6 protein-coding genes and 1 other RNA gene are annotated in these 16,993 nt (G+C 33.9%); 1 reads left to right on the top strand and 6 read right to left on the bottom strand.

What is annotated here, in order from left to right:
* Positions 1 to 9: 9 nt before the first annotated feature.
* Positions 10 to 108, bottom strand: an RNA gene (gene ffs, locus ABD935_RS09995) — signal recognition particle sRNA small type.
* A gap of 88 nt (positions 109 to 196) precedes the next feature.
* On the opposite strand from ffs, the gene ABD935_RS09990 reads away from it, so the two are divergent.
* On the top strand, positions 197 to 1,231 hold the full coding sequence (locus ABD935_RS09990) for a glutaminyl-peptide cyclotransferase (RefSeq protein WP_345191851.1): 1,035 nt from the start codon (positions 197 to 199) through the stop codon (positions 1,229 to 1,231).
* A 283-nt stretch (positions 1,232 to 1,514) separates the two neighbouring features.
* Here ABD935_RS09990 and ABD935_RS09985 read toward each other — a convergent pair whose 3' ends face one another.
* From ABD935_RS09985 to ABD935_RS09965, 5 genes are all read right to left on the bottom strand, one after another.
* Complete coding sequence (locus ABD935_RS09985; RefSeq protein ID WP_345191850.1) at positions 1,515 to 2,498, bottom strand: PorP/SprF family type IX secretion system membrane protein; 984 nt, start codon at positions 2,496 to 2,498, stop codon at positions 1,515 to 1,517.
* Between the two features lie 36 nt (positions 2,499 to 2,534).
* On the bottom strand, positions 2,535 to 10,760 hold the full coding sequence (locus tag ABD935_RS09980; protein ID WP_345191848.1) for a T9SS type B sorting domain-containing protein: 8,226 nt from the start codon (positions 10,758 to 10,760) through the stop codon (positions 2,535 to 2,537).
* A gap of 613 nt (positions 10,761 to 11,373) precedes the next feature.
* Positions 11,374 to 14,043 (bottom strand): PorP/SprF family type IX secretion system membrane protein, encoded by a 2,670-nt coding sequence (locus tag ABD935_RS09975; RefSeq protein WP_345191847.1) that lies wholly within the window; start codon positions 14,041 to 14,043, stop codon positions 11,374 to 11,376.
* A 1-nt stretch (position 14,044) separates the two neighbouring features.
* Complete coding sequence (locus ABD935_RS09970) at positions 14,045 to 15,490, bottom strand: T9SS type B sorting domain-containing protein (protein WP_345191845.1); 1,446 nt, start codon at positions 15,488 to 15,490, stop codon at positions 14,045 to 14,047.
* A 136-nt stretch (positions 15,491 to 15,626) separates the two neighbouring features.
* Entirely contained in the window at positions 15,627 to 16,952 is a 1,326-nt protein-coding gene (locus ABD935_RS09965) for a hypothetical protein (RefSeq protein WP_345191843.1), read from the bottom strand.
* Positions 16,953 to 16,993 lie beyond the last annotated feature (41 nt).

The raw sequence follows: 16,993 nt of genomic DNA, 5'->3' as shown, positions 1-16,993 counted from the left end.
GCGCACAAAAAAAGGCAAGCTACCTACATCACACCGCTACGACCATTTACCTTTGCTTCGTTCCCGACCTGGAGGATTCAACAGGAGCTGGTTGTGTAGGACTTGCCAGTGGCAAAGATACAACCTTTTAAAATTTTCACAATGATTTTTTAAACTGATTTTAAATAAATATCTTGCTTCAAATTAAAAGTTTAAAATGAATACCTACAAATATCTAACAATCATATTTTTAAGCGGAATCCTTATGTCTTGTGGTTCAAACTCTGGTCAGAAAAAAAGTGATTTCACTATTGAAACAAACGCTGAAAAGGGTAATATTTCTAATAATAAAACCTTAAAACTTTCTTTAGAGAACAAAAAAAATCATACTATAGACTCCGTTATTTACACTTTAGAAGGTAACCGCACTACAGACAACTTTATATTAAAAAACGTTAAACTAGGCAAGCAAACAATTGAAGCTACGGTTTACTTTAATGGCGAAAAGGAAGTAACAACTTCTGCTATAACCATTTTGAATAGTGATACGCCAAAAGTTTACACTTATAAAATTATTAACGAATATCCACACGATATAACATCTTACACGCAAGGCATAGAGTTTTTTGGTGATACACTTTATGAAAGTACGGGTCAGTACAAAGAATCTAAACTAAGAAAACTAGATTATAAAACAGGTAAAGTCATTAAAAACATTAATCTAGCTGATGAATATTTTGGAGAAGGCCTTACTATATTAAATAACAAAGTGTATCAGCTAACATGGCAAGAAGGTACAGGCTTTGTTTATGATGTAAACACTTTTGAAAAACTAAGCAGTTTTAAATATGGAAACAGCAAACAAGGTTGGGGATTATGTAATAATGATAAAATAATCTATAAAAGTGACGGCACAGAGAAAATATGGCTTTTAGATCCTGAAACTTTAATTGAACAAGAATTTATCCAAGTATACACTAACAAAGGAAAAATTATTGGAATTAATGAAATGGAATGGATTGATGGCAAAATATATGCTAACCGCTATCAAAAGAATGGTGTAGCCATCATTAATCCGAAAAATGGTGCAGTAATTGGGGTTATTGACTTTACCCCTTTAAAGAAAAAAGTTAAACAACATGAAGGTTTAGATGTTTTAAACGGTATAGCTTATAATCCTAAAACGAAAACTATTTTTGTAACTGGTAAACGTTGGGATAAGTTGTTTGAGGTTGAAATTATTGAGAAATAGAAATCTAAAAGTAATCCCAAAACCAAATTCATTGTACACTATCAGGAAGTTGAAAACCCCTTATAATATTTTTCAAACCCTCCTAATTTCGATGAAATCGAAATTGTCCTCGCTTTAAAGAAAAGGGAGGAACAAGTTTTGATTATATTTTGACTTTAAATTGGTTAAAACATCATTTTTTTTAACCTAAGAGACACTTTTCCTCTTAAAAAGAAAGGAGTGCCTGATGCAAAATAAATGACTTCAACTCATCTGATCGGACTTGCAAGAAAAAAGGGATAAATTATTTACGCACGGCACTTTGCACGCACGGACAATTACTAATACCCTGTAAAAAGTTAAGACCAATAGTAACTACATGGGTTCCAGAATTGTATGCAGATAATTCGTTAGTGGTTATTTGATACGCATATCCAAAATAGAAAATAGACTTCTGAAAACCTACCATAGGTCCTATGTTTAATGGCTTTAAGAACTGGTCGTTAAGAAATCTATAGGATATACCTGCCCAAAAATAATCTTCGTTTCTATTATACTTTCTGAATTTAAAATTCACATCGGTACTAGAACGTCTATCACTACTAAACATTTGATAATATATTGAAGGTTCAAATTCTAATCCGCTCTTTTTCGGACCTCTAAATGTGTATCCTGAATATACTTGATAGTTTAAAAGTAAGTTTGGTTCCGATATTCTAATTTTTTCATCTAGTTTTTTAGAAAGAATATTATTTGCATTAAAGCTTAAAAAGAACCCTTTGAATCTGTATAAAGCACCAACATCAAAATTGTTATTTGAAGTCCGCCTATCATCTGTAATTAATGGATTGCTAATTGGCAAACCATCTCCATTATGAAATTTACTGGTGTCTACTCTAAAATTATTAATGTTATAAGAAATACCGAACGATAAATATTGTTTTGAATAATAATCTAGCGTAAGGTGATGTGCAAAAGAAAATTTAGCCCCGGTTTGAATCGTATTACCATTTCTATCGTTATACAATGACAACCCAACACCTGTTCGATCTGCAATTCTAGCATCACCATAAATGGATTGATTATCTGGTGCGCCTTTTATTCCAACCCATTGTGTTAAACCATTTGCTCTAATTTTTAAATTATCGCCAATACCGGCATAAGTTGGTGAGACTACAAAGTTGTTATCTGCTAAATACTGAGTAAAAACAGGTAAATTTAACTCTTGTCCATAGCCATTTGCTATAACCAGTAGAAGTAAATATATGTATAGTTTTTGTATTTGCATAATTCTTAATTTAGAGGGTAACAGCACTAATTTTTGTTATCTATAAAGGGTAAAGTGCCCAACAAAGTCGCGATCATTTTTTGGGTCATTTAGCTGCACAACGTACCAATAATCTCCTGTTGGCAATTCAATGCCCTTATATTTACCATCCCATTTATCTCCCACTCTTAGAGTTGCTATTTTTCTTCCATATCTATCAAAAATATCAACTGTTAACTCTTTATATTGCGAAGTACATCCTGGTCCCCATTCTTCACTCCTAGGAGTAAAATAATTTGGAATACATACATCAATAAATTCAAAATACCTTGTAGCAGAGGCAAAACAACCGTTGCTATCCGTTACCGTAACCGTATAGTCGCCAGATTCGTAAATAAGGAATGTGTTTTCATCTCCATAGTCTTCACCATTCAAGGTGTACACATAAGGAGCAGCACCTCCCGAAGTCGCAGCCACAATCTGGTTTATTTCTTCGCCATCATCTAATGCCAATTCTAATACATCAAATTGAGAAATATCAAACAATTCAGTCCTTTGTATACAACCATTAGTATGTCGTACATCAATAAAATGACCAATCCCTGGTGGTACATCAACAAAAACATTATTAACTTGATAAGACCCTCCATTTAATGAGTAATCCAAATCTGCTAGATTGGTTATGCTAGCATCTACTGTTACTGTAACTGTATTGGTAGACAGATTATTTGTACATCCAAATTCTACCTCAACCTCAGGGTTAATTATTACGGATTCCGGGAACGTAATATTCCATTCCGTTAAACAACCTAGATTATCACTTACAAATACTATATGATCGCCACCACCTAATCCAGTAAAATCAAATTGTGTTTGCGTTAAAGTTCCTGTAGTATAGGTGCCATTAATATCATCTAAACTTACACTATAAGGTAAATCCCCTCCAGAAATTTCAATACTGAATGCTCCATCTAAATCACCATCACAAACTTCTGGAACTAATGAGTTTGCAACAATATTAAGCATGACAGGTATTGGATCTTCAATAATAAAATCGAAAATTATGAAACAACCTAGTTCATCTTGAGCAATAGCTTGATAATTTCCAGGCGTTAGATTTTCAAAAATAGGAGATTCAAAAAACTGGTTCAATTGTGGTGAAATTGCATATTTTATAATGCCTGTTCCACCAGAAGCGGTAATTTCTAAACGTCCATTATTTGTTCCAGGACAGGTTACATTGGTAGCTATGAAATTAGCAATTAATGGTGTTGCAGGTTCTGTAATAGGGATTTGTGCACTTGTTGTTAAACAATCACCACTATCTACTTGTACTTGATATGTTCCAGAAGGAAGTTCTGTAAAAACACCAGGACTATTTTGAGTTACTGGCAAAATATCATTCCCAGATGTGTCTTGCAATGTATAAACATAATTACCCAAACCACCTTGAGCAGTCGCAATTATAACTCCAGTATTATCACCAGTACAATTAATTGTGGCATTCATCGCATCCAAATCTACTAGTAATGTTGGTAGTGGATCTATAGTAATTTCATTTGAAATATTGGCTACACAACCATTAGCATCCCTAACATAATATTGATAAGTCCCATCTGATACTGGAAATGTTACCGAGGATGTCAAAGTTCCTAGAACTGTTGTAAAGGAAGCTGTATCACTATATTCATAAGACCCTGTGCCTCCAGTGGCACTTAATGTGAGTGTTGTGTTAGTTAAACACGTTTGAGATGTTTCTTTTACTAAACTAGCCTGAATTTGAGTCGGTTCTGTTATTGTAACATTTGCAGTTGTAAACGTACAATTGTAACCATCAGCTATTACGACGTTATAAGTTCCGATTCCTAATCCATCAAAAGTTGGAGATGTTTGAGGCCCAGATGAACTTACGGTTGGCGAAACCATATTCAATGTATAAGAATAATTTGTGCCTTGCCCTCCTGTTACAGCACTTATTGTAATTGTTGCATCGGTATCGCCAAAACAAGATAATAGATTGGTGCTAGCTGTAATAGTTCCATCTATTGGAGTTGGTAAATCCAGTATTACATTTTCAGATACAATACATCCTCCAGCGTCTCTAACATTAACAGTGTAAGGCCCAGTAGATAAGTTTGTAAATGTTCCGTTAGGTGAATATGCCACTGTTGAAGTTCCAGTTAGTTCATATTCATAAGTTCCCCAACCACCGTTAGCAATGGCTGTGATTGTTCCTTTATCGTCATCACAAGTTACATTAGACGTTTCAGTAGCCACTAATGTTAATGCATCTAAAGGTGACGAAATAATCACATTTGATGTAGCAGAACAAAACGGGCTAGCAGTTTCTATAATAACTACGGAATACGTTCCTGCTAATAATCCTGTAACGGTTTCTGGGTTTGTTGATGTATTAGCAGAAACAATTCCTAAAACAGACACACTAGAACTATCAAATACTTCATAAGTATAAGGTCCTGAATACCCACTAACATTAATTTCGAATGCACCGTTATTATCTCCAAAACAGGTTACTGCTGTTGATGTTGTTGTAAAAGCTGGAGGTATTGAAGCAGGTAAAACTATCGTAACATCTTCTGAACATAAAGTTGAAGCATCAGTGATTGTAACCGTATAAGTTCCAAATGGAACACCAGAAAACATATTGCCACTTAAGGTTATTGATGCAGGATTTGGACTTATAGCATACGTATAAGATCCTGTTCCACCATATCCTGTTATAGTTATCTGTCCATCATTATCATTACAAGTTGGCAATGCAGTTACCGCTGGCGTCAACCCTATTGGAGTTTCAATATCAACAGACACTAAATTTCCGCAACCATTAGCATCTTGAATTTCAACGGTATGGGTTCCTGATGATAAATTTGAAATAGAAAAAGGTGCAGTACGTGTCTGAAAAGCACCGCCATCAATACTATAACTATAAGGTGCTATTCCTATAGTTGTTAAAGTGACATCAATTTCAAAATTACCCTCTGTTACCATACATTGATTGTTTAACGTGGCAGTAATCACAGGTTCTGGGTCTGATGTTAAAACTAAAACAGGAGTAGATTTTATACAACCATAAGCATCTATAACATGTACGTAATAACTATTAGCATTTACATTAAATGTGCTAGCAGCCCCCCAAGAAGGGTCTGTTGCCAAAGGTGCTGTTGCCGAAGTAGTTAATTGATATAAATATGGAGGTGTACCATCTGTTGCAATAGCGTTTATAACTCCTGAATTTGGATTACAATTAGCATTGTTATCAACGGTAGCCGAAATATCTAAATCTATAGCAGATTCGGTAATATTAAAAGGAATTGTTACCACACTACACCCTGTATTAGGTCCAGTGGTTTCAGTAATTAAAACAAAATAAGTCCCAAAAGATAATGGTCCTAAATTTGATACTGATAGTGTTCCACTAGCTGGTACTGTACCGGTTCCGCTAACTGCTGTTGTGATTAACGATAATGAATCAAAAATCTCATAACTTATATCAGTAGAGACTCCATAAATACTATTGACAGTAAACGAAACGTTTCCATCTGCACTACCTATACAAGTAATATTATTTGAAGTTAGAGCGCTTCCGGTCAACGTTGAATTTGTTGGAACTGGTGCTGTTGCTGTTTCATAATAACTACAACCTGTTGAAGCATCATAAACAATAAACGTATATGTCACTCCTGGAATTAAACCTGTAAACGTGGCATTTTGACTTCCAAAAGAATCTTCTGCAACCCAAGTACCTCCCGGAGGTGGTGGCGGAACAACCCCTCTATAAATATCAAAGAAGAAAGGTCCTGTGCCTACTAAAGTTGTTCCTATATCAACAACCGCTTCACCTCCAGTTATACAATCTGCTGTCGTATTTATTGAAATGTCTAAATCATTTGGGGGTGATGCCACTAATACATCTTGAACTAAATTTGAACAACCATTAGAGTCAACTACATTAATTTGATATAATCCAAAATCAACCACATCAAAAGTTGTCGAGATTGTTCCTGAAGCATTAAGTTCAGAAGCGGAATAACCATTCGTACCTGTTACAAAATAATTATATGGTGCAGTTCCACCAGTTACACTATTCACTATTACTGATCCTTTTGAAACTCCAAGCGCACCACAAGTAATAGGAAGCGCAGTTGACGATACCACAATAGGAGTTGGTTCAGCAATTGTAATTGTTTCTATATCGGTACATGAATTTGCATCAGTCAAAGTAATCGTATAATCACCAGCTGGCAATCCTGAGGTCTGTGTTCCATAATCTGTTCCTGTAGAATCATTATTTACATTAATAACAAATTGAGGCGTTCCAACAGTATTATTGATTGTTATTTCAATAGCTGCGTTAGAGTCTCCGTTACATAAAATAGGTTGTGTTTGTACAACCGAAGTTATTTCTGGTAATGAAATAACATTTATAGTTTGAATTCCTGATTCTGCAGTACATCCATTGGCATCCGTTATTTGAAATTGATAAGTACCATCTGTTGTTGCTGTATGATTAAATGATGCTCCAGTTACCGTAATTGAACTACCATAAGCGCCTCCATTAAATGATACCGCATAAGTAAATGGTGCTGTGCCACCTGAAATAGTACCTGAAATGATACCGTCTGGTGAAGTGGTACAATCTAAATCTTTCGTTACAATTGTACTTAGGTTTAATGGTGGTAACGGAGGAATTGTAAAAGATTCACTGTAAACACAATTGTAAGCATCTCTTACTTGAAATGTATAGGTATCAGGTGTTAATCCTGCAAAAACATTCGATGTTTGGTATGCTGTAGCCGAAGCTGCCGGTGCTATAATTTGATATTCTAATGGTGTTGTACCTCCTGTTATTCCTGCTAATGTTACATCAGAAGTCATTGCAGGACAACTTAAAGGTGTATTGCTAAACGTTAAATCCGTTGGTGGATTTAAGGGGTCTAATGTTATCGGTGCTAAAACAAAAGTACAACTATTAGCATCTTGTATAGTTATGGTATAAGTACCATCTGTTAATCCTGTAAACGTATTTCCTGCTTGAAATATAACACCATCAAGGCTATATAAAAGCGTTCCTGTTCCGCCAGAAGCACCAGAAACGTTAATAGTTCCATCGGCACTACAGGTATAAGGTGTTGCTGTTGCAGTTCCTGTAATTGGTGTTGGTGCAGCAATAATTATTGGTTGCGGGTCTGAAAGACATACATCAGCACCAATCATATATTGGACCACAGCACTGTAATTGCCTGTAGATAAACCAGTAAAAACCTGAGAGTTAAAAAATGTTGTTCCTCCATCTATACTGTATTCCAAAGTATTTCCATTGGCATTGGTCACATTAAATGTTATGGTACCATCTGTGGAGTCAGCACATAAAATATTTGTACTGGTAACGGTAAACTCTGGAGGCAATATACCTTCTACTGTTATTGAGGTGGTTGCACTACAGTTGTTTGAATCTATAACCGTGATGTCATACACACCTGGTGTTGATGCTGCTATTATAGGTGAGTCTTGAGAAATTGACGCACTATTTACATAATAAATATACGGAGGTGCGCCTCCAACAGGATAAACGGTTAGTTCGCCATCGGTACAGCTTAATGGTTTAGTGAGCGCTACAGTAGCTGTTAATAGCGGAGGTTCTATAATGATAATATCATCACTAAAAGTACATCCATCATCAGTAGATACAGTATAAGTATAAGTCCCTGGATTAAGGTTTGCAAATGTGTAATCACTTTCCATAATTGGACCAACACTATTAATTAAAATCCCACCTTCTGAGATACTAAAATAATACTGTGGCAAGGCATCATTAGCGGCTAATTTTATAGTACCCTTATCACCATAACAATATGGTTGAGTGACAAATGTAGAAACCATAAAATCCCTAGCTCTAACATAAACACTCGGTGTTTCAAAAATACATGGATTTGTATCCACACCTATTTGTCTAATATAAATTATATAATAATTAGCCGTGTTAATAGAAAACACATTGCTAGTTTGATAGTTTGAACCGTCAATACTATACTCATAACCACTAGGTACACCACCAACTGTTATTTCGCCTGGCGTAGTACATATAATGTCTTTAGATGTGGCTGTGGGATTTAATAAGTTTTGATAGACGTTAAAGTAAAAAATACTAAAACATCCACCAGGATAATTTATAACAATCCTGAATTGTCCAGAAGTATTCGCAACATAATCGGGCCCCATAGCTATCTGATTCCAAGTACATTCAGAATTTTCATTAGCACAATCATCTATTGTTAGAGCAGGACAACTATTTTCATCTAATTTTTCCCAAATAACAGAGGAAGCATCGCTAATTCCCGTATTAATAGATCTAGTCGCATTAGCACCACATAAAAATATGTAGGGTAAAACTTTACCATCATTTGGACAAATTGGTAATAAATCAGCAAAAGGTATGATGGGATTTGTAACTGTATTTCCATAAGGAATCACATTAATCGTTTCTTCAATGGATATACACGTAGATGAGGTTGTATTACTTACATAATAAGTACCCGTTTCTGTTGCAGTATATGTTTGATCCGTACTTATTACTGGTGTTCCTGTTTGGCTTGTAGACCATGAGTAGCTATCATAACCATCTGAAGCTGTTAAAATAACACTCGCACCACACAACACTTCATTCCTTTCGAAAGTACAATTCGATATATCTACTAAAAAATTGGTAGACCCAGGAGTTCCTAAACATTCTACTGAAGCAAAACTTCCTTCATCTTGAATGATAGCTGGGTTAATAACACCTCTATAAGTAGCAAAGGCTTGGTTTTTAATTTCATTAGAACATGCTTGACTCAAGTCATAACAATTAGGAACTACTTGTACTGCTATTCGAATAACAAATTCAGGATCGTTAACTTCTACAGAGCTATCTGGTATATTAAATATAAGCGTTCTAGTTACAGGATCATAAGATTGTAACGTTGCTCCACCAGCATTGCTTAAATCAATATCTGTTAAAGGGTCGAAAACAATATTATCTGGAAGTACATCTTTTAAGGTGAATTGAGTAACGTTATCATTACCAACACTTTGATAAGTAATTTCATAAAATAAATTTTGTCCAAGATTTACATCTGCACCATCAATATCGTCACCAGCAGTATTAACAACAATTTTGGTAAGGTCTATGTCTGGGGCAATAATATCTACGGCAAAGGCACTAAAAAAAGCGAATATAGGGTCCGCTTGTCCTCTAGCGACTTGTAATGTAAAAGAAGCTGAAGACACATTATTCTTAATATATTCAGGTTCTGCTCCAAAAATTTCCAAAAAACCAGTATCATACCCTAAGGTATTTGTTCCAGATGGTGTTCTAGGGTTTGAAATACCATTATTATTTTCAATAACAGAACCAAAAAATTTATTTGCAGGTCTCAAAGGAGTTGTAACCTCTTTACCATTAATTTCCAACTTAGTTGCCCTTTTGGTTTTATCGCCATCTAAAGCTGCATAAGCAAATTGTAAATCTATAGGGCCTGATTGTGGTGTTGTAAAACCTGTAACAGGAACCTCTTCATAATGACCATCGAAGATATGACTAAAGCCATCAAAACTTGTGAAGGATTTCATATGAAGATTAGGGTTTTCATAAATTACAAAAAGTGTCCAACCAGCACTTAAACCCGTTGAATAATTGGAGCCTTCACTAGATATTACATTTGCCACTGTATAATCACCTTCTATATTGCTTGACAAGCCTGATAATAAATCAGTTACATCTGCATAACAGGCATATGGCGTATTACCGGGTTCACTATCTTCTGCTATAATTGGATCAACAAAAGCATCATAGATGATTTCTCCATCTATATCTACATAAGTTGTGCTTTCTGGTAATTTAAATTTTACTTTATTTATGTCTGTTCTACTTCCATCTTGAAGAACAGCTCCCCAATACAAAGCTGCATATACCACTCTATAACAAGTTGTTGGATTTCCGTCTGGCTGGATTGGCATTAAAAGTTCAGCACCACTAGAGTTAAAAGTAGTTACATCATTATCAATATCAATATATTGCATGGATATATCCTGATTATCTACTGTATCATTATTGAATGGAGCATTGCTTTCACCAAGAATATTATTACCAACAACAAGCATACTGCCCTTAACATCCATGTTTTTTCTTATTGAAAACGTTTTATAAGTTTGAGCAATACCTTTGATCCCTAATAATAAAAATAAAACAATAAAAACTAATTTATAGTAAGTAGATTTTTTCATGGGGCTATATTTAGTACTTCTCTTTAGCTGCGACTGACTACAAAGAAGTATTTCTTGTTATTAAACATATTAAATTAGATAAATACTTACATGATTTGTCATTCATCTGAATTTAACGTTATTAAACGTGGTAAATATCGGAAATATATTTGTAACAATAAAGGGAGCAGGAAGATTTATGACGGTTTATCGAAATTCTACAACTTTTATCGATAAAATATAAGTATTTTGTAGTATTTTTAATTCATTTTATATAGAATTACCATTTCTATAAAACAAAATTTATTGTGTTGCTCTTTTTATTTAATAAGAAGAAATAACACTTGGTATAAGATGAAGTAAAAAACTATGTGATCTGGACTTAAGAACATAACACAAATTAAAACATAAATGTTAAGTTGTTAATATTTTTATTGTTTAGGTGTTTCAGACCTGTAAAGTTTTTGTGCTTTTTAACCCTCCTAATTTCGATGAAATCGAAATTGTCCTCCCTTTTTCAAACAAAGGGAGTAACAAGTTTAATTTATGTTTTTAGAAAAAATAAAACCAAACAGATTAATAAATCTTATATATTTATTAGCAATCCACAAAATTTTGGATAAACTCGATAAACTCAATTTTCTATTTTAACCATAGACATTTTACTATTATATGGTTTACTTCCTTTTGATTCTAATGCTGTTTTGGCTTCATTGATATTATTAAATTTATCATAATAAATATAATACTTGCTCGTATTCACGTCATAAAAGAAGTTAACATTAGCTTGTCCAGCAGATACTGTTTTGGTTAAGAACTCATCTCTTTTATTCACATCACTATGTACAGCAACAACCAAGTAATAGCCACTCTCAACATGCTTAATATCTTTTACAATCTGTATGTTACTCAGTTCTTCTCCATTATCAAAATCTTCTTTTGTTAGCGGTGTTTCACTGATATCAGTAAATTTCTTGATTCGCTCTAAAGTTGCTCTATCTTTCAAATATCGATCTTGCTCATTATCGTATGCCGCACGTTTTATTCTTCGTTTTCTTTCTATTTCTGTGGCCACTTTAATCTCATCAAGCGTTGACATTAAGTTTTCTTTAGACTGAACAGTTTGGGATTGTTCAATTTTTAATTTTTCTATCTTTTTCAAATAAGAAATATTAAGTGAATCTTTTTTGTTTCTGATTTTCTTAAGCCTTTCATTATATAAATCTTCTAATTCTTGAACCTTTTCATTTTGACTTTTTATTGCATCATCAATCTCTACTTTTAGCGATTCTAATGCCGCATTTTCTGCTGTAACGCTTTTAAAAGCCTTTGGAGCCTGAAAAATCCCTTTTTCACTTAAATCATTTTCTTCTTTTAAATTTTGAAGGTCTTGCTGTTTATTAGCTACTTTTTCACTTAACCTTAATAACAAATCTTGTTGCTCTATTTTAGAATTCGACATTAATTTAGTTAGACTTTCCATGGCTAAAGCTTCTCTATCTCTTGCAGTTGAAACCAATACCCCATCCAATTCTAAGGTATCTATTTTTTGTTTTGCTTCAGATTCTTCTTTAACTCTTGCGATTTCTACTAATTTAGCTTGTGCTTCTTGCTCAGCTTTAACTCTTGCCGCCTCTACTAACTTTGCTTGAGTTTCTTGTTCCTCTTTAAGTCTTGCTGCTTCTGCTAGTTTGGCTTGAGCTTCTTGTTCTGCTTTAACTCTCTCTGCCTCTACTAACTTTGCTTGAGTTTCTTGTTCCTCTTTGACTCTTGCTGCTTCTGCTAATTTGGCTTGGGTTTCTTGCTCTGCTTTAATTTTCGCTGCTTCTACTTGTTTTGCTTTAGCGACTTGTTCAGCCTTAACTCTCTCTATCTCTATTAACTTAGCTTGAGTTTCTTGTTCTTCTTTGACTCTTGCTGCTTCTACTTGTTCCGCCTTAACTCTCTCTACCTCTAATAACTTAGCTTGAGTTTCTGCCAATTTAATTTGAGCTTCCTCTTCTGCTTTAACTCTTGCTGCTTCCTCTAGTTTTGCCCGAGCCTCTTGTTCTTTTTTAATTCTTGCACCTTCTGCAAGTTTTATTTGAGCTTCTTGATCAGCTTTTATAGCTTCTGTCGTTGCTAATTTTTCTTGTGATTTTTCTTCTATAGCTTGAGATACTGTTTGAATTTTGGCTTCTCTTTTAGCTTTTGCTTCTGCTACCAATTTAGCTCTAGCAGCTGCTTTGGCTTTAACTTTTTCAGCTGCAACAATTTTTGCTTTGGCTTTTTCTTCTGCAATAGCATTTCGATCTACTTTGGGTTGATTAGTAGTTTTTCTCTTTGCTGCAACACGATTTCTCTTTTTCTCTGTTATAATAAGTGCGGCTTCATCATCATCACCACTATAATCATATCTATAGCGGTTTTTAAATTTATATGCTAAAGTGAAGTCATGAGAATTTCCAAAATTTGATAAATTGCCAATAGCCTTTTCGTAATTGTATTCTATAGCTATTTGAGTACTTATATTTAAACCAATACCTGCTGAGATTCCATATAGACTATTATAACCAACCTGTCCCCAAATACCTTTAGGCACCGTTAGCATCATAATTCCTGAAACAACTGTTTGGTTTTTTTTGAATTCTGACCTAACTAAACTAGAAAACTTACTCTCATCAAGAAATCCTCGCATATCTATATAGCCTGTATACATAACATGTGCCTGAATACTTTGCTCAGGATTTTCTTCAATTATTTTAGAAGTCGTTAAATTATATGCCGCAAGATTGTTTAATGACACACCAAAATCTAAAAAAGTAGTTCCGTAGTTTATGCCAGGATTTATGGTAATCAATGAATTTGATGGTATATTATTTAATGCTGGATCAGGAAAATTTGTAACCACATTACCTTCGTTTATACCACTTTTATAAAACCCAAGGTTCATACCAAAAGTTAAGTTACTATCTCTATCAAGAGCAGCATTATAAGCGAAATTCACAAGACCTCCAAAGGTGGTTAACACACCATAATTTTGTTGAAAGACACCTACTCCAATACCCATATTTTCTCGAAACCTTCCAGAATAACTAAATAAGTACGTTTGTGGAGCATCATCAAATTGAACCCATTGTCTATTATTAGAAAAACTTATGTATTTATTTTGTTCTCTAACAAAACTAAAGGTTGGGTTAATGGCATATTTATTAAATCTTAACGAATTTCTAACGGGCAATTTAAACGCAACAACTCCATCTTCTTGAGAATGGAGCTGTGTAAAACAGAAAAATAAAACTATATATAATAGATGTTTTTTCATGCTATTTGACGACCGTTATTGATCCTTTTTTTGTAACCCCATTAGCAGTGGTAATGATATAATAGTAAACTGGGTTTATAGCTTTAATATCTATTTGACCCTCAGGCCAATCATTTTGATAATCGTTTGTTTGAAGCACCACTTTCCCTTGTGAGCTCATGATAATAACTTCGGTATTTGTTCCATTTACATAGTCTTGGGGGATAACCCAGGTGTCATTTATACCATCAATAAGATTAGGACTAATTATATTTGGAATGTTGGCCACATCTGGGAATGGCGTTCTTACTACAAAATCAAATTCCTTTGAAGCTGTACAACCCGAAGTCTGTGTTATAATTGCCTTATAATTTCCTGTTTGGGATATTTCGTAAGTATTATTAACAGCACCAGAAATCATGCTATCATTTAAATACCATGTAAACTCTGGATTGTTAGCCGTTGTTGTTACAGTAGCAAACAAGGTTTCATTTTCTTCAATGGTATTAATACCTTCAACATCTACATCTATACTACTCGTAAAACCAGTACTTTCTAAGTTAATAGATGCATTGGTCATGCAATTCCCTAAATCGATATTTACAGAATACGTTCCAGATTCATCGGTCATATACATTTGTTCGGTTGCTCCAGAAATTTCAGTTCCATCTTTAAACCATTGGTAGCTATTACCATTTATAGCACTTAAAGATGTAGCACCCTCGCTTGAACAAAAAGGATTCCCTTTACTAGAACTAATACTAGACGAGCTCCCTGATGTTGACTCACTTACGGTAACACGGTTTGAAAATGAATTGGAAGTACAGGTGCCGTAATTAGTTTCAACAAAATAAGTCCCTGGTTGATTTACAGATAGACTTTCTCCATCTGCTACAAAATCGGATGTGGTTGGACCGGTTTCCTTATACCATTTATAGGTTAACGAAGTATATAGTAATGGCGAATCATTTGAATCATTTCCAGGGTTATCTATAGTTAACAAATAAGTTCCTCCGGAACAATACGCTCCTGTTGCTATTAAATTATTAATAGAAAAAGGGGTGTCTTGAATTTTGTAATATGCTGCAAAAGCATCAGAATTGACACTTGTAGCCACTGGAGCTGTACTTTTAACTCTCAGCTTATAAGCTTCTCCGCTAATTGTAGTTGGTACAGAAAAGGTTATTGTTGCAGGTGATGTTGTTATAGCTCCCGTACCAGAAGTGTAAATTGTAGTGGCACTTGAAAAATTTCCAGTCTTATCAGAAAGTTCTATTTTAAATTGATTTGTTGAACCAAGTGCTGCCTCTGGCGAAAAAGTAAACGTTATGTTATAGGTATTAAACGAAGGACTTGCACAAGCTTGACTAAAACCTAGATCAGGCTTACCAATAACTATTTGGGCATTTCCACTTTCTATTAAAGAGAAAACTAAAAAAACAATATAAATTATAGTAAAGTTTCTCATACACTTTTATTTTGCACATTAAATAAAACGCCCAGAAACCACTACCTTTTTAACTATTCATAGTACAACAAGGAACTCCTTAATTTAAGAAAAACAAGAAGTATTAGGTCTAGAGTTTTAACAAACTAATGCGCTTTTAGTTATCCCTTAAATCTGGGTCAACTTCATTTGAAGCAATTATTTTATTAATCCGTAATCTAAAATCTGGTCTTCTCTTATTTCGTAAATCTATAAATGTTTCAGCATTATCGCTTTTAGAATACACGTTAAAAAAGGCACTATTACCATACCAATTCTCTAAATCCTCATTATTAGAATTATCCTCAACAAAAATGTTTCCTTTGCAATTGTTAAAATACATGGCAGAAAATTTAATTTTCTCTAAATTCTCTTGATTAATATTAATCTTGTCTTCTAAAATTACGGCTGGATTGAAACCCGATATAACGCTTTTGTTCATATCAAGCGAAGCATTATGCCCAACATAAACAGCTTCATTTACCAAGCCCATTTCTATTTCAGATTTTAAATTTTCACTATCATTAACAAAAGTCAAATTCTTAGCTACAACAGATGTTCCGCTTTTAGTAAAATCAACCTGCTCTCTCTTATCATAGGACAGGATTTGCAAGCACCTTGAACCAGAACTATTTGATACATAAGGAAATCTTATAGCCAATGAGTTAATCAAATTAGATTGCGCTCCGTAATTAAATTTATAATCGTTGATATTTGCTCTATATGAAACCATATTATACATATTAGGTAAACCTCCACGTGCTTCAAAAGCATTTCCTCCAGAATAACTTACCATAATATTTTCTAAAATTGTTTGATTACCAACAGCACCCAATAATAATCCACTAAAATAATCACCATTATTCATTCTATTCCCTGCATATTCTATTCTAACAAACCTCAATATACCAGATGTATCCTCAAGGTTTTGACCTCCATAATTTGCATTAGCATAAATTGTTGAATTAAGTTGGGTATAAAATGATGATACTGAACCGTTACCAAACTTATTGGTAGGAGCATCTCCAAGTATAATTAGTCCTCCCCAGTCACCTGCTCTTTTAACACTTCGGTTTGAAGTAAAAATTATAGGATCTGTTTGAACGCCATCTGCAATTATACGAGCGCCTTTAGTAATAGTAAGCGATGCTTTAGATTTATACTCGCCTATTATAACCGTTCCAGGTTCAATGGTAAGTGTAGCATTATTAGTAACAAAAACATTACCTAGCAATAAGTATACTTCTCTTTTGTGTAACGTTGTATTTTCTACAATATTTCCTGTTAATATTTTTGTTGGCTCTCCATAGTCCTCTTGATTGGGTTTAAATTCTGTCCAATTATTAAGCCAATTATTTGAGCCTATAATTCCTTTTTCTTGTTGTCCAAAAGTAATTAGGCTTGCAAAAAGAAATATTAAAACGATTTGGGTAAAGTTTTTCATAGTTAAACATTTATAGTTAAAAAACTAAATATGATTTTTTT

The organism is Algibacter agarivorans (genome assembly GCF_039543245.1).
GTDB classification, from domain to species: domain Bacteria; phylum Bacteroidota; class Bacteroidia; order Flavobacteriales; family Flavobacteriaceae; genus Algibacter_G; species Algibacter_G agarivorans.
This window is presented reverse-complemented; position numbering and strand designations above follow the sequence as displayed.